General features: G+C 69.3%; 26 protein-coding genes. 16 read left to right on the top strand and 10 right to left on the bottom strand.

The window, feature by feature from the left end:
* Positions 1–26 precede the first annotated feature (26 nt).
* Together VET29_RS00235 and tatB are read left to right on the top strand one after the other, a co-directional pair.
* Positions 27–1568, top strand: coding sequence for a S1C family serine protease (locus tag VET29_RS00235; protein WP_324912961.1), 1542 nt, complete (start codon positions 27–29; stop codon positions 1566–1568).
* Between the two features lie 55 nt (positions 1569–1623).
* A complete protein-coding gene (gene tatB / locus VET29_RS00230; RefSeq protein ID WP_324912958.1) occupies positions 1624–2016 on the top strand; it encodes a Sec-independent protein translocase protein TatB in 393 nt (130 codons plus the stop codon).
* Between the two features lie 81 nt (positions 2017–2097).
* On the opposite strand, the gene VET29_RS00225 is transcribed toward tatB, so the two are convergent.
* On the bottom strand, positions 2098–3225 hold the full coding sequence (locus VET29_RS00225; RefSeq protein WP_324912956.1) for an Mrp/NBP35 family ATP-binding protein: 1128 nt from the start codon (positions 3223–3225) through the stop codon (positions 2098–2100).
* A gap of 38 nt (positions 3226–3263) precedes the next feature.
* Here VET29_RS00225 and VET29_RS00220 point away from each other — a divergent pair, with 38 nt between their 5' ends.
* Positions 3264–3734, top strand: coding sequence for a MarR family winged helix-turn-helix transcriptional regulator (locus VET29_RS00220; protein WP_324912953.1), 471 nt, complete (start codon positions 3264–3266; stop codon positions 3732–3734).
* Positions 3735–3786: 52 nt separating this feature from the next.
* On the opposite strand, the gene VET29_RS00215 is transcribed toward VET29_RS00220, so the two are convergent.
* From VET29_RS00215 to VET29_RS00205, 3 genes are read right to left on the bottom strand one after another with little or no spacing between them, the layout of a single operon-like run.
* Complete coding sequence (locus VET29_RS00215; protein WP_324912950.1) at positions 3787–4317, bottom strand: DUF1003 domain-containing protein; 531 nt, start codon at positions 4315–4317, stop codon at positions 3787–3789.
* Positions 4310–5566: a magnesium transporter MgtE N-terminal domain-containing protein gene (locus tag VET29_RS00210; protein ID WP_324912947.1), complete on the bottom strand. Its 1257-nt coding sequence runs from the start codon at positions 5564–5566 to the stop codon at positions 4310–4312. Before VET29_RS00210 ends, VET29_RS00215 begins: the two co-directional genes overlap by 8 nt.
* 60 nt (positions 5567–5626) lie before the next feature.
* Positions 5627–6478: an aminoglycoside phosphotransferase family protein gene (locus tag VET29_RS00205; protein ID WP_324912944.1), complete on the bottom strand. Its 852-nt coding sequence runs from the start codon at positions 6476–6478 to the stop codon at positions 5627–5629.
* Between the two features lie 86 nt (positions 6479–6564).
* On the opposite strand from VET29_RS00205, the gene VET29_RS00200 reads away from it, so the two are divergent.
* The 11 genes from VET29_RS00200 (at position 6565) to VET29_RS00150 (ending at position 17949) form a co-directional block, all read left to right on the top strand.
* Entirely contained in the window at positions 6565–7623 is a 1059-nt protein-coding gene (locus VET29_RS00200) for a CoA ester lyase (protein WP_324912941.1), read from the top strand.
* Positions 7620–8465, top strand: coding sequence for a CoA ester lyase (locus VET29_RS00195; protein ID WP_324912937.1), 846 nt, complete (start codon positions 7620–7622; stop codon positions 8463–8465). Before VET29_RS00200 ends, VET29_RS00195 begins: the two co-directional genes overlap by 4 nt.
* Before the next feature lie 785 nt (positions 8466–9250).
* Positions 9251–10042: a slipin family protein gene (locus tag VET29_RS00190; RefSeq protein WP_324912934.1), complete on the top strand. Its 792-nt coding sequence runs from the start codon at positions 9251–9253 to the stop codon at positions 10040–10042.
* Positions 10043–10051: 9 nt separating this feature from the next.
* Positions 10052–10966, top strand: coding sequence for a hypothetical protein (locus VET29_RS00185; protein ID WP_324912930.1), 915 nt, complete (start codon positions 10052–10054; stop codon positions 10964–10966).
* Between the two features lie 135 nt (positions 10967–11101).
* Positions 11102–11281, top strand: a complete 180-nt coding sequence (locus VET29_RS00180; protein WP_324912926.1) for a hypothetical protein — start codon at positions 11102–11104, stop codon at positions 11279–11281.
* Between the two features lie 106 nt (positions 11282–11387).
* Positions 11388–12581 carry an acyl-CoA dehydrogenase family protein gene (locus VET29_RS00175; RefSeq protein ID WP_324912924.1) on the top strand — a complete coding sequence of 398 codons (1194 nt, stop codon included), beginning with the start codon at positions 11388–11390 and terminating at the stop codon, positions 12579–12581.
* A gap of 220 nt (positions 12582–12801) precedes the next feature.
* Positions 12802–13329, top strand: a complete 528-nt coding sequence (locus tag VET29_RS00170; RefSeq protein WP_324912920.1) for a general stress protein — start codon at positions 12802–12804, stop codon at positions 13327–13329.
* A gap of 327 nt (positions 13330–13656) precedes the next feature.
* A complete protein-coding gene (locus VET29_RS00165; protein WP_324912917.1) occupies positions 13657–14907 on the top strand; it encodes an ABC transporter substrate-binding protein in 1251 nt (416 codons plus the stop codon).
* A gap of 50 nt (positions 14908–14957) precedes the next feature.
* The gene (locus VET29_RS00160) at positions 14958–15869 is read left to right on the top strand and encodes a sugar ABC transporter permease (RefSeq protein ID WP_324913089.1); all 912 of its coding nucleotides are present in this window, start codon (positions 14958–14960) and stop codon (positions 15867–15869) included.
* Positions 15869–16762, top strand: coding sequence for a carbohydrate ABC transporter permease (locus VET29_RS00155; protein WP_324912914.1), 894 nt, complete (start codon positions 15869–15871; stop codon positions 16760–16762). The genes VET29_RS00160 and VET29_RS00155 overlap by 1 nt, the downstream gene beginning before the upstream one ends.
* Positions 16763–16767: 5 nt before the next feature.
* Positions 16768–17949: a sn-glycerol-3-phosphate ABC transporter ATP-binding protein UgpC gene (locus tag VET29_RS00150; protein WP_324912912.1), complete on the top strand. Its 1182-nt coding sequence runs from the start codon at positions 16768–16770 to the stop codon at positions 17947–17949.
* A 32-nt stretch (positions 17950–17981) separates the two neighbouring features.
* Here the strand turns inward: VET29_RS00150 and VET29_RS00145 are convergent, their stop codons facing one another.
* Positions 17982–18347, bottom strand: coding sequence for a DUF4267 domain-containing protein (locus tag VET29_RS00145; protein WP_324912909.1), 366 nt, complete (start codon positions 18345–18347; stop codon positions 17982–17984).
* Positions 18348–18435: 88 nt separating this feature from the next.
* On the opposite strand from VET29_RS00145, the gene VET29_RS00140 reads away from it, so the two are divergent.
* Entirely contained in the window at positions 18436–19005 is a 570-nt protein-coding gene (locus VET29_RS00140) for a TetR/AcrR family transcriptional regulator (protein WP_324912906.1), read from the top strand.
* A gap of 223 nt (positions 19006–19228) precedes the next feature.
* Here the strand turns inward: VET29_RS00140 and VET29_RS00135 are convergent, their stop codons facing one another.
* The 5 genes from VET29_RS00135 to VET29_RS00115 all read right to left on the bottom strand — a co-directional run bounded on the left by VET29_RS00135 (position 19229) and on the right by VET29_RS00115 (position 23652).
* Positions 19229–20134, bottom strand: coding sequence for a hypothetical protein (locus tag VET29_RS00135; RefSeq protein WP_324912901.1), 906 nt, complete (start codon positions 20132–20134; stop codon positions 19229–19231).
* Positions 20131–20883 (bottom strand): DUF998 domain-containing protein, encoded by a 753-nt coding sequence (locus VET29_RS00130; protein ID WP_324912898.1) that lies wholly within the window; start codon positions 20881–20883, stop codon positions 20131–20133. Before VET29_RS00130 ends, VET29_RS00135 begins: the two co-directional genes overlap by 4 nt.
* Positions 20884–21672: 789 nt before the next feature.
* Positions 21673–22032, bottom strand: a complete 360-nt coding sequence (locus VET29_RS00125) for a peptidase inhibitor family I36 protein (protein ID WP_324912896.1) — start codon at positions 22030–22032, stop codon at positions 21673–21675.
* Positions 22033–22171: 139 nt separating this feature from the next.
* Entirely contained in the window at positions 22172–23017 is an 846-nt protein-coding gene (locus VET29_RS00120) for a chromosome partitioning protein ParB (RefSeq protein WP_324912894.1), read from the bottom strand.
* Positions 23014–23652, bottom strand: a complete 639-nt coding sequence (locus tag VET29_RS00115) for a metallophosphoesterase family protein (RefSeq protein ID WP_324912891.1) — start codon at positions 23650–23652, stop codon at positions 23014–23016. Before VET29_RS00115 ends, VET29_RS00120 begins: the two co-directional genes overlap by 4 nt.
* Before the next feature lie 104 nt (positions 23653–23756).
* On the opposite strand from VET29_RS00115, the gene VET29_RS00110 reads away from it, so the two are divergent.
* Entirely contained in the window at positions 23757–24845 is a 1089-nt protein-coding gene (locus VET29_RS00110; RefSeq protein ID WP_324912888.1) for a PPE domain-containing protein, read from the top strand.
* Positions 24846–24859: the final 14 nt, after the last annotated feature.

Genomic DNA, 24859 nt, shown 5'->3' with positions numbered 1-24859 from the left:
CCATCCCTCCGGCACGCTTGGCGACGATGAGCAACCAGTGGAACCCCGAGCCGGGCACGCCGTCGAACGGCAGCGCCGTTCCCGGCACGGACGATCGGCCGAGGCTCGGGCCACGGCCGTTGCACCGCCCCGACATCGACCCGGGCGCGGCCGCCGTGTTCGGCCGGCCCACTGGCGTCGACGGGGCGTTCTCCCCGCAGGCCGGGCGGACGCCCACGCTGGGTGAGCTGAAGACCGCGCCCCCGGCCCCCGAGTCGCTCGCGTCGGCGTTCGGCCGGCCCGAGGGCAGCGCGGACCTGCTGCAGCGCCCACCCGCGGACGAGCACGGCGCCAACGGCGTCGACCCGTGGGACCCGGAGGCCGCGCACGACCCGTGGCGCGACCCGTCGGCCGGTGCCGTGATCGGACCGCCCGCCGTCGGCCCGGACCGGGACGGCGACGAGGACGCGAAGTCCGGGACCAAGCCCTCCGGCCAGCTGCTGAGCCTGACCGAGGTGCTGTTCGGGCGCCGGGTGAAGGTGTCCGCGCTGGTCGTGCTCGGGGTGCTCGCACTGGTCATCGGGGGCGGCGGCGGGGTCGCCGCCTACTTCCTCGCGCAGCAGGGCGACCAGCTGTACAGCGACACGACGCTTGCCGAGGTCCAGCCGGCGAAGGAACGTCCGCCGGGCTCGATCGCGGACATCGCGCGGCGGGTGCGTCCGGCGGTCGTCACCATCGAGGTGCGCACCGACCAGGGCACCGGCATCGGCTCGGGCGCGGTCGTCGACAGCCAGGGCTACATCGTGACCAACGAGCACGTGGTCTCCCTCGGGGGCGCGGTGACCAAGGGGCAGAAGATCACCGTCGTGTTCAACGACCGGCGGCGGGCCAACGCTCGGCTCGTCGGCATCGACCCGAAGATGGACCTCGCCGTCGTGAAGGTGGACGCGGACATCAGCACCGTCATCCAGCTCGGCAAGTCGGCCGACCTGGCGGTCGGGGACACCGTGCTCGCGATCGGCTCGCCGCTGGACCAGGCGGACACCGTGACCGAGGGCATCGTCAGCGCGCTGAACCGGCCGGTGGTGCTCGGCGGCGAGGACGGCCAGCCCGCGGCCTACGACGCGATCCAGACCGACGCGGCCATCAACCACGGCAACTCCGGTGGTGCGCTGGTCGACGCGACGGGAGCGCTGGTCGGCATCAACTCGTCGATCATCTCGACGTCCGAGGAGGGCGGCAGCATCGGCCTCGGCTACGCCATCCCGATCGACGACGTGCGGCCGGTGGTCGACTCGCTGATCAAGACGGGCAAGGTCAACCACGCAGACCTCGGCGTCAACGCGTCGTCGGTGTCGGCGGAGACGGCCGAGGGCGCCCGGGTGCAGAACGTGCGCGACGAGGGTGCCGCGGCCAAGGCGGGCATCAAGCAGAACGACGTGATCCGCAAGGTCGGCGACCGTGTCATCGCGAACGCCGCCGAGCTGATCGTGACGGTTCGGCACTACAAGATCGGCGACACGGTGCCGGTCGTGCTCGCCCGGGACGGGCGAGAGCTCACAGTTCAGGTGACGTTGCAGTCCGACTGAGCGGCTACGCTGAACAACGGACTGCGGGGGTTTTCGTCGCGGGAGGGCGGCCACAGTGTTCGACAGCATCGGCTGGTCCGAGATCCTGATCATCGTGGTCGCGGGCCTGTTCATCCTCGGCCCGGAAAGGTTGCCGTCCGCGGCGTCCTGGCTGGGGCGCAACGTGCGGAAGCTCCGCGAGTACGCGACCGGCGCACGCGAGCAGCTCCGCAACGAGATGGGCGACGACTTCGAGGAGCTGCGCAAGCCGTTGCAGGACCTGCAGCAGCTGCGGAACTTCGATCCCCGGCGCGCGGTGGCCCGCCACCTGTTCGAGGACGTCGACGTCTCCAACGGCGGCACCAAGCCGAACGGGCACACGCCACCGCCCGCGACGCCGGCCCCGGTCCAGGACGACCCGAAACCTCCCGCGACCGGCGAGGCCAAGTTCGACCCCGACGCGACCTGACGCGGCCGCCTCGAAGGCGCCGGACCCCACGACGTCCGCGCCGAGGATCTACTGGCCCTGAGGGGACGTCTCCCGGGACTGTCAGGCCGGGGAGACCGACAGCATGCGGCCGGCGAGGCCGCGGGCGCGGGTCGACAGCTTGGCCGCGATCCGGGTCAGCTCCTGAGCGGCCGCGGAGTCCGGGTAGGACATGACGATCGGCTTGCCGCCGTCGCCCGCCTCGACCACGCGGGGGTCCAGCGGGACCTTGCCCAGCAGCGGCACGTCCGAGCCGATCGTCCTGGTCAGCGACGACGCGACCGTCTGGCCGCCGCCGGAGCCGAACAGCTCCATCCGCGAGCCGTCGGGCAGCTCCAGCCACGACATGTTCTCGATGACACCCGCGATGCGCTGCCGCGTCTGCATGGCGATCGCGCCCGCGCGCTCGGCCACCTCGGCGGCCGCCTGCTGCGGCGTGGTCACGACCAGCAGCTCGGCGTTCGGCAGCAGCTGGGCCACCGAGATCGCGATGTCGCCGGTGCCCGGGGGCAGGTCGAGCAGCAGCACGTCCAGGTCGCCCCAGAACACGTCCGCCAGGAACTGCTGCAGCGCCCGGTGCAGCATCGGGCCGCGCCACACGACGGGGGTGTTGCCCGGCGTGAACATGGCGATGGAGATGACCTTCACGCCGTTGGCCTCGGGCGGCAGGATCATCTTCTCGACGCGCGTCGGCCGGCCGTCGGCGCCCAGCATGCGGGGGACGGAGTGGCCGTAGATGTCCGCGTCGACCACGCCGACCGACAGGCCGCGGGAAGCCATCGCGACGGCCAGGTTGACCGTCACGCTCGACTTGCCCACCCCGCCCTTGCCGGACGCCACGCAGTACACCCGGGTCATCGAGCCCGGCTCGGCGAAGGGGATGCGTGGCTCCTCGGACGTGCCACGCAGCTTCTGCCGCAGCTCGGTGCGCTGCTGGTCGGACATGACGTCCATCTCGACGGTCACGTGGCGGACCCCGTCGACCGAGGAGACGGCCTCGGTCACGTCGCGGGTGATCTTGTCGCGCAGCGGGCAGCCGGACACCGTCAGGTAGATCTCGACGTGCACCGTGCCGTTGTCCCCGACGGACACGTTCTTGACCATGCCCAGGTCGGTGATCGGCTTGTGGATTTCCGGATCTTGCACGTCGGCCAGTGCCGTCCGCACAGCCTCGACATCTGGAGTGGTCACCCCACCATGGTACGGATCGGTTCCGTACCATCCTCCTCGTGCCTGAACCCGGGGTAACACGATTGCCGACCACGACCGAGCTCCACGCCTGGCGATCGTTCCTCCGTGCGCACGCGCGGCTCATACGTGTGCTGGAGACCGAGCTGGTGGCCGAGCACCCCATCACCCTGGGTGCCTACGACGTGCTGGTGCAACTTGCTGAGTCCTCCGAACGGCGACTGCGGATGGCCGAGCTGGCCGACGCGGTGCTGCTGTCCCGGTCCGGTGTCACCCGGCTGGTGGACCGCCTGGAGGTGGCCGGCATGGTTACCCGAGAACGCTTCGACGGCGACGGCCGCGGCGTGGTGGCGGTGATCACCACCAAGGGGATCGACACGCTGCGCCACGCGGCCAGGACGCACCTCTCGGGCGTCGTCCGCCACTTCGTCGAGCACCTGGACGGCGACGAGCTGGCCTCCTTCGGCGACCTGTGCTCCCGCCTGGCCGGTCCGCCTCCCGGGATCCCCTAGTGGAGGGTCCCGGCGAAGCTGGAGACCGCCGGACGAGGGTCCACGGACGGGCTCAGGTCTCCGCCCAGCGGTGGTCGTCGCGAACGGCCTCCGCCGACGGGCGGGGCTTGCGGGGCCTGCGCCCGTCGAGGTCCGTGCGGAGGCGGTCCAGCTCGCTGCGCAGGTAGTCCCTGGTCGCGACCTCGCCGATGGCCAACCGCAGCGCGGCCAGCTCGCGTGCCAGGAACTCGGTGTCCTCCTTCGTGCGGGTCGCGCGTGCCCGGTCCTCCTCCAGCGACACCCGGTCCCGGTTGTCCTGGCGGTTCTGGGCGAGCAGGATCAGCGGCGCCGCGTACGCAGCCTGGGTCGAGAACGCCAGGTTCAGCAGGATGAACGGGTAGGGGTCCCACCGCAGCGACACCGCGGTCAGGTTCAGCACGATCCACACGATCACGAGCACCGTCTGCCAGAACAGGTACTTGCCGGTGCCCAGGAACCTCGCCAGCCGCTCGGACATCCGGCCGATCATCTCCGGGTCGATCGACACCCGGAAACCCGGTGTGCGCGGCTGGTCGAGCCGGCGGCGGGCGAACAGTTCAGGCATCGGCCGGCTCCTCGCTGTTGGTCTCGCGCCACCCGGTGGGCAGCAGGTGGTCCAGCACGTCGTCCACGGTCACCGCGCCCAGCAGGTGCTCGTTCTCGTCCACGACGGGCGCGCACACCAGGTCGTAGGTGGCGAAGTAGCGGGTCACCTCGTTCAGTGACGCCGCCGGTGACAGCCGGGCCAGCTCGCTGTCCACGACGCTCGCCACCAGCTCGCTCGGCGGCTCGCGCAGCAGCCGCTGGACGTGGACGCAGCCGATGTACCGGCCGGTCGGCGTCGCGGACGGTGGACGGCAGACGAACACCATGCTTGCCAGCGCGGGCGTGATGTCCGGGTTGCGGATCATGGCCAGCGCCTGGGCGACCGGGGCGTCGGGCATCAACACCAGCGGCTCCGGCGTCATCAGCCCGCCCGCCGTGTCCGACGAGTACGCCAGCAGCCGGCGGACCGGGTCGGACTCCTGCCGCTCCATCAGCTCCAGGAACCTCAACCGGTCCCGCTCGGGCAGCTCGGCCAGCAGGTCCGCGGCGTCGTCGGGGTCCATCGCCTCCAGGACGTCCGCCGCGCGTTCCTCGTCGAGGTGCCCGAGCAGGTCCTTCTGGTCGTCCTCGGACAGCTCCTCGAACACGTCCGCCAGCCGCTCGTCGTCGAGGCCGTCGATGACCTCGTAGCGGCGCTTCACCGGCAGGTCCCGCAGTGCGGTGGCCACGTCCGCGGCCCGCATGCCCTCGAACACGCTCAGCAGGTGCGTCGTCTCCTGCGGCGCGGACGCCAGGTCCGTCACCCCAGGCGGCTCGAGCTCCTCCCAGCGCCGCACCTGGATCGGGCCGCGCCTGGACAGCCTGCCGGTCCGCTCGCGGATGGCGAGCCGGGAGATCACCCAGTCGCGGGTCCGCGTCAGCTCCATCGCCGCGTCCACGATCATGGCGGGGTGCCCGGTCTCGACGACGACCGCCCGCGCGTCCAGCAGCTGACCGACGACCAGCACCTCGTTGGGCCGCTGGTTGAAGCGCCGCAGGTTCACCGAGCCCGTGGCCAGCGTGACCGCGTTCGCGTCGATCGAGGTGACCCGCAGCATCGGCACGAAGATCCGCCGGCGGGTCGCGAGCTCCACGACCACGCCGAGCACGCGCGGTGGCGTGCGGTCGGTACGCAGCACGGCGACCACGTCCCGGATCTTGCCGATGGACTCCCCGTCGGGCCCGAACACCGGCAACCCGACCACCTGCGCCACGAAGACCCTGCTCACGCCGCAAGGCTAGCCGTGCCGCGGTCCGTTCACCCGGCGGTGAGCCCCGCGCGCGTCGGGTCAGCCGGGGCCGGCGAGCACCCCGGCGATCCGGGCGCACCTGTCGCCCAGCCAGTGGTCCGGGCCCGCGTAGAGCCAGTTGTCGACCGCGCGCACGAACGTCCACTTCCTGGCCAGCTCACGGTCCAGCCCGGCCATGTCGACGACCACCGCCAGCCGGGCCAGCAGGGTGGCCTCCTCGAACCGGTTCCACAGCAGCTGGCAGAGCCCGAACTCCCGGTCGCCCGCGACCGGCTTCGGGTCGATCACCAGCCACGGCGCACGCTCGCCACGCAGCACGTTCTGGAAGTGCAGGTCCTCGTTGACCAGGTGGTTCCCGGCGGTCGGTCCCAGCTCGCGGCAGTAGGCGACGGCCTGTGCGACCACGTCGTCAGGCACGAGGCCGTCGTTCTCCGCGGGAAACTCGCGAACCCAGCGGGCGGCGACGTCCCGCAGGTGCCTGACTCCCGCCGGCGCCGGCCGGTCGAGCCGGCGGATCATGCCCGCGAGGACCGCGAGCGCCTCCGGCAGCGGCTCGCTCTCCAGCGTGACGGCCGGGTCGAGGCGTTCGAGCAGCAGCGCCCACGCGCCAGGATCGTGTGCCAGCAGGCGGACCGAGCTCGCACCGTCCCAGATGGACAGTGCGAGGGCCTCGTGCTCGGCCTCCTCGTGCGGCCACGTCACCTTGAGCACGGCGGGTTCGCCGCCGGCCCGGCGCACCGGCAGGACGAGCGCGCACGCGCCGTGCATGGGCTCGCCGTCGACCGTCAGGTCCCAGTTGGTGAGGCAGGACTCGGCGAGCGCGGGGAGCCGCGCGAGCCAGTCCTGGTCTTCGAAGCCCGCCGCGAGGCTTTCTGGCACGGTCAAGGACACGTCCCCAGGGTGGCGTAGCCGACACGTGCACGGCGAACCAGTTTTCGAGCCCCTATGGTTACTGGCAAGTAGCGTTGGGAGGCTCGATGAGGTCACCGAAGGACTTCTTCCGTCCGCTCGCCGTCGGCGCACCGGAGCCGTTGCGGCAGATCCCGGTCCGGCCCTCCCGGATGATCCACTTCTTCGACCCGGGCAACGAGAAGATGGCGGCCAAGGTCCCCGGCATGGCCGGGCAGGCCGACGTGCTGCTCGGCAACCTCGAGGACGCCGTCCAGGCCGACCGCAAGGAGGCCGCCCGCGCCGGGCTCGTGCGCATCGCCCGCGAGGTGGACCTCGGCGACACGCAGCTGTGGACGCGGATCAACAGCCTCGACTCGCCGTGGGTGCTCGACGACCTGTTGACGCTGGTCACCGAGGTCGGCGACAAGCTCGACGTGATCATGGTGCCGAAGGTCGATGGCCCGGAGGACATCCACTACGTCGACCGGCTGCTCGCCCAGCTGGAGGCCCGCGCGGGCCTGCGGCGCCCGCTGCTCGTGCACGCGATCCTGGAGACCGCGAGCGGGGTGTCGCGTGTCGAGGAGATCGCCATGGCCAGCCCGCGCATGCAGGGCATCTCGCTCGGCCCTGCCGACCTGGCCGCGAGCAGGCGGATGAAGACGACCCGGGTCGGCGGCGGCCATCCCGGGTACCTGGTGCGGACGGACCCCGTCGGCGACGACCTGTCCGAAGGGCGCACCACCTACCAGCAGGACCTGTGGCACTACACGGTCGCGCGGATGGTCGACGCGTGCGTGCGGGCCGGGATCCTGCCGTACTACGGGCCGTTCGGCGACATCCGCGACACGGTCGCGTGCGAGGACCAGTTCCGCAACGCGTACCTGCTCGGCTGTGTCGGCGCGTGGAGCCTGCACCCGGCCCAGATCGCCATCGCACGCAAGGTCTTCTCGCCGGACCCGGCCGAGGTGGGATGGGCGCGGCGGGTGATCGCGGCCATGGGTGATGGCACCGGCGCGGTGATGCTCGACGGCAAGATGCAGGACGACGCGACGGTCAAGCAGTGCCAGGTGATCGTGGCCCTCGCCGACGACCTCGCGGCGCGGGACCCGGAACTGGCCGCGCTGTACAAGGAGGCTGCCGAATGAGGCCGCGCAGGTCGGTCCTGTACATGCCGGGCGCCAACGAAAGGGCGCTGGAGAAGGCGAAGACGCTGCCGGCGGACGCGTTGATCCTCGACCTGGAGGACGCGGTCGCGCCGGACGCGAAGGCCGCGGCCCGGGAACGGGTGTGCGCGGCGGTCGGCTCGTACGGCTCGCGCGAGGTGACCGTTCGCGTCAACGGTCTCGGCACGCCGTGGCACGCCGACGACCTCCGCGCGGCCGGCGAGGCGGGCCCGGACGCGGTGGTGGTGCCGAAGGTGAACTCCGCCGAGGAGGTCCACGCGATCGAGAAGGCGCTGTCGCACGCCCCGGACCACACGGCGATCTGGGCGATGATCGAGACACCGGTGGCGGTGCTGAACTGCGCGTCGATCGCGGCGGCGTCGGACCGGCTGACCGTGCTGGTGCTCGGCACGAACGACCTCGCGAAGGAGCTGACGGCGGCACAGGTCCCCGGCCGCGCGCCGCTGCTCGGCCCCCTGTCGACGTGTGTGCTCGCGGCCCGCGCGACCGGCCGGGTGATCCTGGACGGCGTCTACAACGACGTCCGTGACCTGGACGGGTTCGCCGCGGAGTGCCGCCAGGGCCGGGACTTCGGCTTCGACGGCAAGACGCTGATCCACCCCGGCCAGGTCGAGCCGTGCAACGAGATCTTCGCGCCGTCCGCCGACGAGGTCGCGCACGCCCACCGCGTGATCGAGGCTTTCGAACAGGCCCAGCACGCGGGCCGCGGCGTGGCGACGGTCGACGGCCGCATGATCGAGAACCTGCACGTGGTCGACGCCCAACGGATCCTGGCGCTCGCGGCGGCGGTCAAGGGCACCTGACCGCAATTGTCGGTGCCCACCGGTAATGTGGAATCCGGGGGACCCCCGGGCGCACGAAAGTCCCTTTCGCTCGGGTTGGGTGGGTGAAATTGCTGCCGGGGTGTTCAGTGGCTCGCCAGCAGTGCGGGAATCCTTGTGGTGTTGCGACGCAAGCCGTCGTGGACAGTGTCGGATTGTTTCTCCTTGGGGTTGAGCCAGTGTCTTGCTGGGGGTGGTCGTTGGCCGGGCGGTGACGAAGTCGGTGCCTTTGGGGAAGGACTGGTGTTCCCGGCCGACACCCTCGCTGCCAGGCGTGGGTGCGCCGCAGTGGCGAGGCCGCGAAGGCCGGGGTTCTACGCGCCGTCGGTCGCCGGCCTGATCTCCGCGTGCCAGGCCAGTGACCGTCTGGGCGGTGGTGATCATCGCGCACCGCCGCGCTGGCGTCGTAGCCGTCCGGGAGGTGATCTCCAGCAGATCAGGGAGCGGGGGACGGCCGAGCTTGTGCTCACCAACGCTGGAAGCCCCCGTTCGGTGTGCAGTCAAGCGGGCCAACTGGCGACACCATGCCCCTCGGCGCACGAAAGTCCCTTTCGCTCGGGGAACTGCTGGCCGGCGCGTTCAACGGCCCGGAATTGTCGGTGGCTCCCGGTAGCCTGAAAGCAGGGGTCCCCCCGGCGAGCACAGCGGCCGTTCGGGTCGGTGATTTGCTTTTGTGAGTTGGGATGCGGGCTGGATCCTTCTGCGGCTTTCCCCGCATCTCCGGGCGTAGCATCGGTTGCGAGGGGTGGTTGACCGCGGAGGCGCCAATGGTTGCCTACATTCTCCTGCTGATCCTCGTTGTGGTCGTGATCGGAGTCTCCTCCAGCGTCCGCGTGATCAAGCAGTACGAGCAGGGCCTGATCTTCCGGTTCGGTCGGGTCCAGCCCGGCATCCGCGCACCCGGCCTCGCGTTGCTGGTACCCGTCGCGGACAAGCTGCAGAAGGTCAACATGCAGATCGTGACCATGCCGGTGCCCGCGCAGGAGGGCATCACCCGCGACAACGTCACCGTGCGGGTCGACGCGGTCGTCTACTTCAAGGTGGTCGACCCGGTCGCGGCGGTGATCAAGGTCGAGGACTACCGGTTCGCGGTCGGGCAGGTCGCGCAGACCTCGTTGCGTTCGATCATCGGCAAGAGCGACCTCGACGACCTGCTCGCGAACCGCGAGCGGCTCAACCAGGGCCTCGAGATGATGATCGACAGTCCGGCCCTGGAGTGGGGCGTGCACATCGACCGGGTCGAGATCAAGGACGTCGCGCTGCCCGAGTCGATGAAGCGGTCCATGTCCCGCCAGGCCGAGGCCGAGCGGGAGCGCCGCGCGCGCATCATCTCCGCGGACGGCGAGTTCCAGGCCTCGCAGAAGCTCTCCGACGCCGCCCGGGTCATGAGCGACACCCCGGCCGCGCTCCAGTTGCGACTGCTGGAGACCGTCGTACAGGTCGCGTCCGAGAAGAACTCGACCCTCGTGTTGCCCTTCCCCGTTGAGCTTCTCCGCTTCCTCGAACGAACCGGGCACCCGACGCTGGCCCCCAGGCCCGAGGAGAAACCATCCGAATAGGGTGACGCGGTGGGGTTGTTCAGCCGAGGCCGCGAACCGGACGAACCGGCCGACGAGGGTCTGCCGGAACTGACGGTGAGCCGCGCGCAGCGGCTTCGTGATCTCGTCCGCGGCAGCATGGCCGTGGCCGGCTACGAGGTGACCGTCTACGCCGGACATGTCGAGGACGCCGACGGTCGCCAGTTCGGGCTCGGCAGCCTCGCGCGCCGCCTCGCCGACCCCCGCGTGTCGGCGAAGAAGTGGCCGGCGATCGTCGACGACCACATCAGCCGCCTGCTCGCCAGCATCGACGGGCCGGACGAGTTCGACGTGCCGACCGAGGACCTGCTCGAGCGCACGTACCTGCGGCTGTACGAGGCGGGCGCGCTACCCGACGGCGACTGGTGGTCCTACGGCCGCGAGGCCCTGCCCGGCGTGCTGGAGCTCCTGGCGCTCGACCTGCCGGACTCGGTCGCCACGTTCAACGACGAGCAGGTCACCAAGCACGGCCTCGGCCGGCTGCGGTCGGCCGGCCTCGCCAACCTGCGGCGCGAGGAGGCCGACGAGCGCGCGACCTACGACGGTGTGGAGATCCTCGTCGGGTCGATGTTCATGGCGTCCACGGCGCTCGTGCTGCGGGACGTCGTGCTGCGCACCACCGGCGAGGCCCACCTGCCCAACGGCGTGCTGGTCGCGGTGCCGTTCCGGCACCAGCTGCTGTACCACGTGCCGCGGGACTCCAGCGTGGTCGAGGCGCTGAACGCGATGGCCGGCAACGCCGCGGCCGGGTACGACATGGAGGTCGGGCCGATCAGCCCGCATGTCTACTGGTGGCAGGACGGGCAGTTCCAGCAGATCACCCAGCGAGACGATGATGGCCGGATCGAAGTCCACGTCGAGGGTGGCTTCGGCGAGGTGTTCGGCCGCCTGTTTCCTGAGTCGTGAGGTGACTACGTTATGCAATAGTTACTACCCTCCAGAAAAACGACGTCACGGATCGTCGAAGGTTGCCGTGATATAACGCACAGATAACGACGAATACTTGGCACTCACCCACTCCTCCGGGTGAAGCTGTCGGGCATGGGTAAGCATCGACTCGGCAAGGACGATGGAAGTGGGCCACGTCTGTTCAGCCGTTCCCGCCGCGACGAGCTGTTCGAGCGCAGCTTCCGTCCCTGCCGTGACTGTGGTGCCGACGTGTACGTCCTCGTCGACGAGTGCCGAGACTGCGGTTCTCCCGCGGTGATCGGCGTGGGCTGAGCGCGGGTACCGTCTCTAGTGGTACTGCGCACAACCTCCCCGCGAACGAGCGTTAACCGGTGGATACTGGCCGGTAACCACCGTCGCCCGGGAGGGAGCGCCCAAGATGGCCCGCCTCGCTCAGACCGCCGGCCTGACCGACATCCAGCAGGAAATCCTTGCCACGGTTCGTGATTTCGTGGACAAGGAGATCATTCCGCACGCCCAGGCCCTCGAGCACGCGGACGAGTACCCGCAGGACATCGTCGACGGGATGAAGGAGATGGGGCTGTTCGGCCTCACCATCCCGGAGGAGTACGGCGGGCTCGGCGAGTCGCTGCTGACCTACGCGTTGGTGGTCGAGCAGATCGCGCGCGGCTGGATGAGCGTCTCCGGCGTGATCAACACGCACTTCATCGTGGCCCACATGGTTCGCCAGCACGGCACCGACGCGCAGAAACAGAGCCTGTTGCCGCGAATGGCCACCGGTGAGGTGCGCGGTTCCTTCTCGATGTCGGAGCCGGACCTCGGCTCGGACGTCGCGGCGATCAAGACCAGGGCCAGGCGCGACGGTGACGAGTACGTCGTCGACGGCGCGAAGATGTGGCTCACGAACGGCGGCAGCTCCAACCTGATCGCCGTGCTGGTGAGGACCGACGAGGGCGCGGAGAAGCCGCACGAGAACCTGACGGCCTTCCTGGTGGAGAAGCCGACCGGGTTCGGCGAGGTGGCGCCGGGGCTGACGATTCCCGGCAAGATCGACAAGATGGGCTACAAGGGCGTCGACACGACCGAGGCGGTGTTCGCCGGCTACCGGACCGGCGCCTCGTCGGTGCTGGGCGGCGCGCCGGGGCGTGGTTTCGCGCAGATGATGGACGGCGTCGAGGTCGGCAGGGTCAACGTCGCGGCCCGCGCGTGCGGCATCGCGATCCGCGCGTTCGAGCTGGCGGTGGAGTACGCGCAGCAGCGCAGCACGTTCGGCAAGCCGATCGCGCAGCATCAGGCGATCGCGTTCAAGCTGGCCGAGATGGCCACGAAGGTCGAGGCGGCCCACCTGATGATGGTGAACGCGGCCCGCCTGAAGGACTCCGGCGAACGCAACGACGTCGAGGCCGGCATGGCCAAGCTCCTGGCCTCGGAGTACTGCGCCGAGGTCACCCAGGAGTCGTTCCGCATCCACGGCGGCTACGGCTACTCCAAGGAGTACGAGATCGAACGCCTCATGCGCGAGGCCCCGTTCCTGCTCATCGGCGAGGGCACGAGCGAGATCCAGAAAACGATCATCAGCCGAGGCCTGCTACGCGAGTACCGCTCCCGCTGACCCCGCGAGTCCCGCGTTCGCACACACCGAGTCCCGCGTTCGGGCACATCGAACTGCGGTTTAGTGCAGGTCCGTGTGCACGAAACCGCAGTTCGCACTGCTTGAACGCGGGACTCGCACTGTCTGAACGCGGGACTCGCGGGGTGGGTAGGTGTCGGGTTAGCACTGTTTGCCTCGTGTTGGCAGGATGGTGGCAACTGCTGAACAGAGGTGAGCAACGGTGACCGGTTCGTTCTCCGGAGGGGCACGCGGGAGCCAGGCGCTCCCCAAGGTGCCGACCCCGCCGACTGGCTGGCCGATCGGGTCCTACGGCACCTACCAGGAGGCCCATCGCGCGGTCGAGTATCTGGCCGGCAACGAGTTCCCCGTGCAGGAGGTCACGATCGTCGGCGTCGACCTGATGCTGGTCGAGCGGGTGATCGGGCGCCTGAGCTGGCCGAAGGTGCTGGGGACGGGTGCGCTGTCCGGCGCGTGGTTCGGTCTGTTCGTCGGGCTGCTGCTCGGCCTGTTCAGCTCACAGACCATGTCGTTCGCGCCGATCCTGGTCGGGTTGGTGGCCGGTGTGGTCTTCGGGCTGGTCTTCGCCGCGGTCGGGTACGCGACCACGCGGAGCGCGGGCCGGGAGATCGCGTCGGCGAGTCAGCTCGTGGCCGGCCGCTACGACGTGCTCGCCCAGCCACGCAACGCCGAGAAGGGCCGCGACCTCCTCGCCAGGCTCGCGATGCGGCCAACTCCCGCGACGGACTAGCTGCCGGGCGGGAGCTGGCGGCCGGGCTGGGAACTGGCGGCTGGTGCGGCGGCCCAGCTTCCCGCTGGTGGCGTTGCCGGTCCGCCCTTGTGGTCCAGTACGAGGGCGAACCGGCGCCTTGTCGGTGGAAAGCTGGATCCACCGACTCAACCAACGCATCCCCGGGGCGGCCCGCTAGCGTTACAGGCCTTGACCGGATCGTTGCTCCTCTAGGTTGCGGTCCGTGATCATGAGGCCTAGGTTCGGTTCACCGTGAAACACGCATCCCCCAGGCACGACGAGGTGCCCCGCGCCTCCCGTGCAGGCGGGAAGGGAGGCAGGGTTCTCATGCGATGGCGGATGCTCGCCGTCAGCGGAGTCGCACTCGCCGTGGCGCCGTTGGTCGCTGCTTGCGGCTCGGACGGCGGCACTGAAATCAACGTCTACTACGCGCCGGAGGAGCACTTCCAGTCGGTCATCGACCAGTGCAACCAGAAGGCCGACGGACGCTACGAGATCGTCTACCGCAAGTTGCCGCGCGACGCCGACGGCCAGCGCGAGCAGATGGTCCGCAGACTCGCGGCCGCCGACTCCGATCTCGACATTCTCGGGCTGGACGTCACGTGGGTGCCGGAGTTCGCCGAGGCGAAGTGGCTCGAGGAGTGGACCGGCTCGAACAAGAGCGAGGCCGAGGACGGCGTGCTCGAAGGGCCGCTCAAGACGGCGATGTGGAACGACAAGCTCTACGCGGCGACGAAGAACACCAACGTCCAGCTGCTCTGGTACGACGACTCGGTGACGCCGCAACCACCGCAGACGTGGTCGGAGATCATCACCACGGCGAAGCGGCTCAAGAGCGAGGGCAAGCCGTACCGGGTCGTGTTCACCGGCGCGCAGTACGAGGGCCTCGTGGTCACCTACAACACGATGGTCGCCTCCTACGGCGGGCACATCCTGTCTGACGACGGTAAGAAGGTCGTCATGGACCAGGGCGCGGTGGACGCGCTGAAGCTGCTCAAGGAGGTCACGACGCAGGGCATCACCGACCCGTCGCTGACCAACACGCAGGAGCAGCAGGTACAGCAGGCGTTCGAGGCCAAGGACAGCGAGGCCGCGTTCGAACTGAACTGGCCCTACGTCTACACCGCCATGCAGACCGGGAACCCCGAGCGCGCCAAGCACTTCAAGTGGGCGCGGTACCCGGGCATCGACGGGCCGGGCAAGGTGACGATCGGGGGCTACAACCTCGCGGTCAGCGCGTACTCGCAGCACAAGCCCGAGGCGTTCGAGGCGGCACTGTGCCTGCGCAGCGCGGAGAGCCAGCGGTACTCGGCGATCAACGACGGCGTGCCGCCCACGATCGAGTCGGTCTACGACGCCGGCGACGCGGACTTCATCAAGGCGTACCCGATGTGGCAGACGATCCTCGACGAACTGCAGGACGCGGCGGTCCGCCCGCTGACCGTGGTGTACCAGAACCTTTCGACGGTCACGTCGAAGGTGCTCTCGCCACCGCAGGACATCGACCCGAAGTCCACCGCGGACGAACTGCGTGACCAGTTGCAGAAGGCCCTGGACTCCAAGGGGGTGTTGCCGTGAGCGAGCTCGCGAGCGAACCATCGGCGCAGAGCCAGACCGCCCCGGCGCCGGTGGCCGAGGCGCCGGGGAAGAAGCCGGCGCTCTCCGAGGGCAAGAAGGCCGAACGCAGACTCGGTCTGCTGCTGTGCGCGCCGGCCGCGATCGTGATGATCGCGGTCACCGGCTGGCCGATCATCTACTCGATCTGGCTGTCCCTGCAGCGTTACGACCTCCGGTTCCCGGACCAGCGCCAGTTCGTGGGACTCGACAACTACGTGGCGGTCCTGTCGGACGGCTACTGGTGGACCGCGTTCGGCGTCACCGCGCTGATCACCGTGATCTCGGTGGTGATCGAGCTGGTGCTCGGCATGCTGCTCGCGCTGGTCATGCACCGGACGCTCGTCGGCCGTGGTCTGGTCCGCACGGTTTCCCTCATCCCGTACGGCATCGTGACCGTCGTGGCCGCGTTCTCCTGGTTCTACGCGTGGAACACGGACACCGGCTGGCTCACCGCGTTGTTCGGCGCCGACGCCCCACTCACCGACCGGGTCGCGTCGCTCGCGATCATCATCCTCGCCGAGGTGTGGAAGACCACGCCGTTCATGGCGTTGCTGCTGATGGCGGGTCTCGCGCTGGTGCCGGACGACCTGCTGAAGGCGGCGTCGATGGACGGCGCGTCCGCGTGGCAGCGGTTCACCAAGGTGATGATTCCGGTGATGAAGCCGGCGATCCTCGTGGCGCTGCTGTTCCGCACGCTCGACGCGTTCCGGATCTTCGACAACATCTTCGTGCTCACCAAGGGCGCCAACGACACGTCGTCGGTGTCCATGCAGACCTACAACAACCTGATCAAGGGGTTGAACCTCGGCATCGGGTCGACCATGTCCGTGCTGATCTTCATCGCGGTGGCGATCATCGCGTTCATCTTCGTCAAGCTGTTCGGTGCCTCGGCGCCCGGCAGCGACCCGGGAGGTAGGCGCTGATGGCCGACGTCGTTGTTGCCCCCACCACCGAGCGGCCCAAGCCCGCGCGTGCCAAGTCCGCGGGTCCCACGCTCGCGGGCCGCAAGGCCCGCTGGACCCTTGTGGACGTCGTGGTGGTGGTCTACGCGCTGGTTCCCGTGCTGTGGACGCTTTCCCTGTCGTTCAAGACGCCGGAGGCACAGACCGACAAGTACTTCTGGCCGACCTCGTGGACCTGGCAGAACTACAAGGACATCTTCACGACGAGTGAGTTCATCCGGGCCCTGATCAACTCGATCGGCATCGCGATCATCGCGACGCTGATCGCGGTGGTCCTTGGCACGATGGCCGCGTACGCGATCGCGCGCCTCGACTTCCCCGGCAAACAGCTCCTGGTCGGCGTGTCCCTGCTGATCGCGATGTTCCCGCAGGTGTCGCTGGTCTCGCCGCTGTTCGAGATGGAGCGGAACCTGGGCCTGTTCGACACGTGGCCCGGCCTGATCCTGCCGTACATCACCTTCGCCCTGCCGCTGGCGATCTACACGCTGTCGGCGTTCTTCCGGGAGATCCCCTGGGAGCTGGAGAAGGCGGCCAAGATGGACGGCGCGACGCCCGCGCAGGCGTTCCGGCGGGTCATCGCCCCGCTGGCAGCGCCGGGCGTGTTCACGACCGCGATCCTCGTGTTCATCTTCTGCTGGAACGACTTCCTGTTCGCCATCTCGCTGACGTCCACCGAGGCGTCGCGCACGGTGCCGGCCGCGCTGTCGTTCTTCACGGGCGCCTCCCAGTTCGAGGCCCCGGTCGGGACGATCTCCGCGGCCGCCGTGGTGATCACCATTCCGATCATTCTGTTCGTGTTGTTCTTCCAGCGCCGCATCGTCGCGGGGCTTACGTCGGGTGCCGTGAAGGGCTGAGGGAAATGGCTGAGATCGTCCTTGACAAGGTGACCAAGCGGTACCCGGACGGTGCCCTTGCCGTGTCCGAGGTGAATATCGAGATCGCGGACGGCGAGTTCATCATCCTCGTCGGCCCGTCCGGCTGCGGTAAGTCCACGATGCTGAACATGATCGCCGGGCTGGAGGACATCACGTCCGGCGAGCTGCGCATCGACGGCGCGCGGGTGAACGAGAAGGCGCCGAAGGACCGGGACATCGCGATGGTGTTCCAGTCCTACGCGCTGTACCCGCACATGAGCGTGCGGGAGAACATGGCGTTCCCGTTGCGGCTGGCCAAGGTGGACGACGCGACGGTGCGGCAGAAGGTCGAGGAGGCCGCGAAGATCCTGGATCTCACGCAGCACCTGGACCGCAAGCCGGCGAACCTGTCGGGTGGACAGCGCCAGCGCGTGGCCATGGGGCGGGCGATCGTCCGCAGCCCCAAGGCGTTCCTGATGGACGAGCCACTGTCCAACCTGGACGCCAAGCTGCGCGTGCAGATGCGCACGTCGGTGTCGAAGCTGCAGAAGCAGCTCGCGACGACGACCGTCTACGTGACGCACGACCAGACCGAGGCCATGACCCTGGGCGACCGGGTCGTGGTGCTGCGCGGTGGTGTCGTTCAGCAGCTCGGCTCGCCGCAGTTCCTGTACGACAACCCGCAGAACCTGTTCGTGGCCGGCTTCATCGGCTCCCCGGCCATGAACTTCCTGCCGGGCGTGCTGGAGAACGGCCAGCTGTCCACCGGTCTCGGCCAGGTCGCCCTGTCCGACCGCGTGCGGCGGCTCGCTGAGACGGCGAACGCGCCACGCGAGCTGATCGCGGGCATCCGCCCGGAGCACTTCGAGGACGCGAAGGTCCTCGACGACACCACGCTCGCCGGCGGGAGCACCTTCACCGCGACGGTGGACGTACTCGAGTCGATGGGCTCGGACAAGTTCGCCTACTTCACGGTCGAGGGCGAGGCCGCGACGGCCGCCGAGCTGGAGGAACTGGCGGCCGACGCCGGCGCGACGGACGTGCCGGCGAGTGGTTCGCAGCTGGTGACCCGGCTGTCGGCCACGTCGGGCGCGAAGGAGGGCGCGGAGCTGGAGGTCTGGTTCGACGCGGACAAGATCCAGCTGTTCGACCCGTCGACGGGCAAGAACCTGACCTACGCCGAGTGATCTCGTTGTGAGCCCGGGCGTCCTGCCCGGGCTCACAACGCGAACAGCAGCGCCGAGCTGACGAGCACGACCACAGCGGTCGCGAGGTGGACACCGAACGCGATGGCCTTGGTGCCGCCGTTGCGGAGCACGACGACCGTGTCGCCGAGCGGCACGAGCGCGACGAGCAGCATGAGCCAGGCCTCTGCCTGCGCGCCGGCGAAAGCGAGCAAGGCAAGGCCGATGAGGCCGTAGCTGCTGTCGCGGACACCCTTGATCGTGAGGTAGGCCCGGTCGTGCGTGGCCGGCACGCCGTAGGCGGTGGCCGCTGCCCAGGGCACGATGAGGAAGCGGCCACCGATGAAGAGAATCATCAGGTCAAGGACGATGGCCAGCCCGTAGGCGATGGTGGTGAGCATCTCGATCTCCGCTTGCTAGCAGTGCTAGGAACAAGAACAAAGCTAGCATAACGGCGACAGTTTGCCTAGCGTCGCTAGGATCAGAAGCATGTCCATTCAGACGCGCCGGGAGCGCGAGCGTGCGGAGCGCGAGAGGCTGATCGTCACGGCGGCCCGCGACCTGGCCGAGACAGAGGGCTGGGAGGCGGTGACGACGCGCAGGCTGGCGGAGCAGGTGGAGTACAGCCAGCCGGTGCTGTACAGCCATTTCAAGGGCAAGGACGCGATCATGGCCGCGGTGGCGGTGGAGGGCTTCGCCGACCTGGGAGCGGACCTACGCAAGGCACGCGAGGCGGCCGATGACCCACTGGCGGCGGTGAGCACGGCGTACCTGACCTTCGCGGACCAACGCCCAGCCCTGTACGACGCGATGTTCAACCAGGCGGTGGCCCTACCGTTCGCCACCCCCGAAGCCCCACCGGCGTTGCATGCTGCCTTCAACGAACTGCTGGCGGTGGTGACCCCCCGCGCGAACGAGGAACCGGGCCTGCTGACGGAACTGTTCTGGGCAGCCCTACACGGCCTGGCAACCCTGACCCGCGGCGGCCGCCTACCCCGCGAGCAACAGGCCCGAAGGCTGGAGCTACTACTGACGCGCTTCAGCACAGATTTTTCTTGATCAACGCCAACACAGATGGTTGCGTAGGCAGCCCCCACCCGAACCCGGGGGCCGCCCCGATGCCCATTTTACCGGCTGGCACTGACGAAACCCCTGGTCGGCGGGGGCTGTGGATAACTTTCACCCGGTCAGTGCGGGCGAATGGGACATTCGCGCCGGGCTGCGTCGTTCGTTCGGCGATCTTTCCGGGCAGGGCGGATCGCCGCGCCTTCCGGTGCTGTTGTCAGCGGCGGGAGATGGCGCGGAACAGGTGACGTTCGGCCGAGTGTGGGGTCGCTCTGGACGTCGCTTCCGGATGGTGGCGGGCGAGCAGCACCACGCCGACGACCGCCACCGCGGCGCCGCCGGCCAGGCCCACGCCGGTCCAGCCGCCCGCGTCGGCCGTCTCGTCCAGTAGGGCGATCGCGAAGGCCGTGGCCACGAGCGGGCTCAGCACCGTCTGGCAGCCCACCACGATGTCCGGTGGCCCGCTGGCATACGCGAGCTGGACGAACCACGACCCGATCGCGAACGTCACGACCAGCCCGGTGATGGACAGCGGCGGGATGCCGCGTACGCCCTCGGTCTGGAACGTGTACGTCACGTCGCGGACCAGGATCGACACCAGCCCGTAGGCGCTGCCCGCGCCCGTCGCGAGCAGCACGCACCGGACCAGGCCCCCGGTCAGCGCCCCGGCCACGCCGAACAGCGCCACCGCGCCCGCGGTCAGCTGGCATGCGAGCAGCACCGCCGAACTCGGGAAGTGCACGGCCGTCGCGTGGCTGGACGCCAGCGCGACGAACAGCGCGACGCCGAGCGTGCTCGCCCCGATCGCGATCATGGCCGTCGTGTCGAGGCGTTCGCCGGAGGACCGTGCGTTGAGCACGGCGACCGCCGGCAGCGCGAGCACGACGATCGGCGCGACGATCGTCACTGGCGCGAGCGCGAGTGCCAGGATCTGCAGCACCGCGCACGCGAACAGCACCGCGAACCCGAGCAGCCACGTGCGGTTGTGCACCAGCGCCGCCGCACCACGTAGACGCAACCCCGTGTCCTTGGTCGCGGTGCGCACACCCTTGTGCTGCAGGTGTGCCCCGACCGCGCTGCAACACGCGCCGAGCACGGCGAACACGATGGCGAGTGCGATCATCCGGTGGCCTCGGCTCTCGCTGGCTCCCTACGCTCGCGAGCCGCGCCGACCGTGACCCGCAACAGGTGGACCGCGAGCGCCATCAACATCAGCATCTCCAGCCCGAACAGTGCGCGCTGCACGAGTCCGGAGACACCGCGTCCGTCCAGAATGCCGGGAATCGCCAGTCCGGGGAAGATGTCCGGCAGTCTGGTCGCCAGGTAGACCGCGGCCAGCCCCATCGCCACCATCGCCATCCGCCGCACGATCAGACCGACGCGCGCCCAGTGCAGGTCGGCGACGAGGCGCTTCGCGAGCGCCAGGCCGGCCAGCGGCAGGCTCACGAACAGCGACGCCCCCGCGACCTGATGGATCAGGCCGGACACGCTGGTGATCGACTTGCTGTTGTCGGTCGGGAACATCGCGCACAGCGTGAGGCTCGTGCACCACACCCCGAAGAACATCCCGGCTCGTGCGCCGAGGCGCAGACCCGCGACCCGTAGGCCGAGCAACGTGGTCAACGTGCCACCCGCGAGGACGATCACCGCCGTCGCGAACTCCTCACGGCCGTCGCCGTAGAACACGTAGTAGCTCACCGCACGGGAGTACGGGTCCACCTCGGCGCGGAAGTGGATGTTGAGGTAGGTCATCGCCGCGAGGGACCGGACCATCGCGATGATGGAGACCACCGAGAGAACGGCGGTCAGCACGAGGAAACCACGCAACAACGGGCCACGGCGGGCCCGTGTCGAGTCTGGGTCGTGGTTCATCGCCCCCACCCCCTACGCGGATTTAACACACGTACGTGTCGTCAGATTCCCGCATCGGAGCTGAGATGGGCCTCAGGTGAGGTGCCGACGCACTCGGACGAGTGATCGGTGCCTTGTTCAGTTAGGGGCTTGGTTCATGCGACTCCTTTGCCAGGGATGGAAGTTGAGGGCGGCTGCCCAGCGCGGACCAGAGTGCGCGGCGTGGGTTCGAATGGCGGAAGTCCGGATTTGGTCAGGGAGACCTGGTTACGCTCGGCTCCTGGGAGGTGAGCGGATGCCCGGCCTGATCGGACGCGGATGGGTGCCCGCCTCGTCCGGACGCAGGCTGGCGCCCGGCCCGATAGACGCGGATGGGTGGCCGCCTCGTTCGGACACAGGCGGTGCCCGGGCTTCGATGGACCTTGACGCTAGCCCGGCCCGATCGAACTTGGGCGGGCGCCGCGATCGGACAGAGGTTGGTGCCCGGCCCGATCGGACGTGGACAGGTGCCGGACCCGATCAGACGCAGGCGGGTGCCCGGGCCTGATCGGACGTGGGCGGCGTGCCCGGCCCGATCCGGACAGGGACGGACGTGTCCGGCCCGAACGCGAACGCAGACGTGGTGCCTGCTTCGGATCGGGTCCGGGAACGGCGCCCCTGCCCGGAGTGTGAACGTGACCTAGACCCAACGCCGGTCGTTCCGGTCGTCAGGGTGGCCGCAACCACAAACGTTGATCTTGGCCAGGTCTAGTCCGCTGGCGGCCACTCGGCGAAGTTGGTCCTGCTTCGGCCAAACGACCGGCATTGGACCTAGCCCTCCCAGATCTGGACTCCCTTCACGACGTACGGGGCATCGGGGACGAAGGTGCCCCCGCCGGGGTAGGTGTCGAACTCGCCTTCCGTGGAGCAGTCCCGTCCCTGGTAGACGGTGACGGCTCGTTTGGACCTGTTGACGAAGGAGCGGCCGTCGAAGTCGTCCGGTAGCGGTATGCACTCGTTCGGGTTGGCGTTCTCCAGGGCTACTCGAACCGCCTCGCCCTTGTAGGACTCCGTGTCCCATAGGCAGAACTCTCCGCTCTCGCAGAGTTGTGGGTCGGCGTGAGCAACGGACGTGGCGGCGCTGACCAGCAGCCAGGCTGTGACTATGACCGGGATGGCTAGCATTTTCATTCCTGTGGATCCCCTCTGTGTCGAGCCGCGGAAATGCGGCTGACAATGAGTTTCGGGGGGTGTGCGCGAATGGCAAAAAAAGTTGTCCACAGGGGAGAGTTGTCCACAGCTCAGGATTGTGGACTTGACACGCTCAGAATCAGCGGTTCTTGCTTTCGCGGACCGCGGTGATGATTTCGTCGTCCCAACGGTGGGCGCGGATCAGGCGGTAGCGCTCACCCGCGACCCACATGTACGCCTCGGCCTCGGTCTGCGTGTCGATCATCCCCGCCTGCCGCAGCATGCGGACGACGGGCACGAACTCCTCGTCGTACCAACGCTGTGCCACCGTCGGCCGGTCCAGATAACCGCCCTCGTCCTGCATCAGGCGGAAGCCCCACGCCTCCACCGACTCCGCCAACTCCGTGTAGTCCCACGCATCCGTCAGCATCACGGCCTTCCTGGCCTCGCCCACCAGCGGGACGCGGTCCAGGAAGATCCGCCGGTAGTCCTTCACCAGCAGGTCGCCCCGGTAGCGGATGCCGTTCGGGGACAGGCGGGTGACGACCTCCGTGACGAACGCGTCGATCGTCTTCAGGCCAAGGGCATGCGCCACCGACACCCGGTGGTGGCCGTCCAGCACGAAGTGCATGTCGCCGACCCGGTACACGTCGATCGGCGGGATCGGCTCACCGCGCCGCTGTGCCAGCGCCAGCCGTTGCCACCGTTCACGCACCTGTCCGGACGTCGGCCGGAAGCGGCGGTCGAACTCGCGTGACCGGTCCACACTCCCGACGATCGAGTCGAGGGTGATGACCTGCAGGCCCAGTCGCCGCTCGCCCAACCGCCCCAGCGCGGCGACCACCTCGTCGAACGGCAGCATGATGTTCACGTCGTCCGGTGCCCGCCGCAACCACGCGGCCAGGCGGGACAGGACCTGCCTGCGGCGCGCCCGCAGGAAGTCGTTCTCGGCGTCGGCTATCGGGAAGCCCGTGTCTCGCTTCATGGCATGTCCAGGATGCGGTATCCGACCGTGTTGAGCACTCGGGTGTCACCCAGCACACGGTCCGGCACCGGCTGGCCGTGCGGGTGGATGTGGCCGTGCACGAGAACAACTGGTTTCAGCCGGTCGACGACCATGTGAAGACAAGCGAAACCGCGGTGCGGCGGATCCTCGCGGTCGCCGACGTCGCGGGGCGGCGAGTGCGTCAGCAGCACGTCGATCCGCCGGCGCCGGGCGGCGCGGACCAACCGTGCCGCCCGGCGCGTCTGCTGTCGTTCCGTCCACTGGTTGGGGCCGTCGTTGTAGCGGATCGACCCGCCCAGCCCCGCGATCCGCAGGCCCGCCGCCTCGACCACCAGGCCGTCCGCGTTCACCGCCCCCACCGGGCCCGGGTAGCGCGCGGGGAAGCCCGATCGCAGCCACAGCCCGCGCCGGTTCGTGTAGCCGGACAGGTCCGCGTCGTGGTTGCCGGGCACGAACACCAGTGGGCGGTCGAGGGTCGAGGCCAGGAAGTCCAGGTAGTCGAACGGCAGGTCCCCGGCCGCGAGCACGAGGTCGACGTCGCCGTGACGTTCCGCTACCCGGTCCGTCCACAGCGACTCGACTATCTCGTCGGAGACGGTCAGCACTCGGGGCACGTCATCGAGCGTACGGCGGGCGTCTGATCAGACTAGTGCCGTCACCGTGCGCGACCCATTACAGTCAGGTGCGAATGTCGGGGCAAACGGGAGCGGGGAACCCAATGGGGAACACCGGGGACCTATATGTCGACGGCGGGGTGAACTGGGGCGCGTTCACCCTCGAACAGCTGGTCGGGATGGTGTCGGACAAAGCGAGCGTGCCGCAGTTGGAGCGGCTCGCCGACGACTGGCGGGAGACCGGCGAAGGGGTCATCGCCGCGGCCGACTACCTGGCCGACGCGCTCGACGACCTCATGAACTTCTGGTCCGGCGAGTCCGCGGAGCAGGCCAGGCAGACGGTCGCGCTCAACGCCCAGTGGGTCGGCGACCTCGGCGCCACCGCACGAGGCATGGGCAGCCCCATCGAGGAGGCCGCCGGCGCGCTCAAGTCCGCGCAGGAGGCCATGCCGAAGCTGCCGACACCGGAACAGGCCGTGCCGGGGTCGGCGCCGCAGGGTGCGGACGCGGCCTCGAACGTGACCGGTGGCAGCCACCTCGGCGCCGCGGTCGGCGCGACCGCCGCCGGCTCGGACAGCGCGTTCCAGGCGCAGGCCGAGCAGGAGGACATGAAGCGGGTCGCCATCGAGACCATGCAGCGCTTCGAGGCGGCCGCCCTCGGGATCGACCAGGCCACGCCCCAGTTCCAGAGCCAGAGCGACGTGCTGCGGCCGCGGGTCGACGTCGACGTGGTGACCGGCGGTGACGGCGTTTGGCTCGACAGGGTGAAAAAGACGACCGGGGTGGACGCGCGTTTCCAGGCGCTCACCGGGTTGACCGACGCCAGCGCGGCCAAGGCGCCGCGGTTCGGCGCCGCCGACTTCGGCTTCGCCGGTGCCGGCGGCGAGGCCGCTGACGTCGGCACCGTGGGTGCCCCGGCGGGCGGCGGCGCGATCGGTGGCAATCCGGAGCGGGGCGGTGGCGTGAGCGGCGCACGGCCTGGTCTCGCGGCCGCCGCGACGTTCGGTGCGGCGCCCGGAACGGCGCCGGGTGCGGGTTCGGGGACGTCCGGGCCCATCGGCGGCGCGCCGATGGGTGGGGCCGGCATGGGTACGCAGGCCGACGGACAGCAGCACCGCAGACGCGTTCCCTTCGACGGCGAGGACCCGTTCGACACGGGTCAGCAGGCGTCGAAACCGGTCATCGGGATCTAGGGAACCAAGGGGAA

It is taken from the genome of Actinophytocola sp., assembly GCF_035634895.1.
GTDB lineage: Bacteria > Actinomycetota > Actinomycetes > Mycobacteriales > Pseudonocardiaceae > Actinophytocola.
Note: the sequence above shows the minus strand (reverse complement) of the source record. Positions and strands in the feature narration are given on the sequence as shown.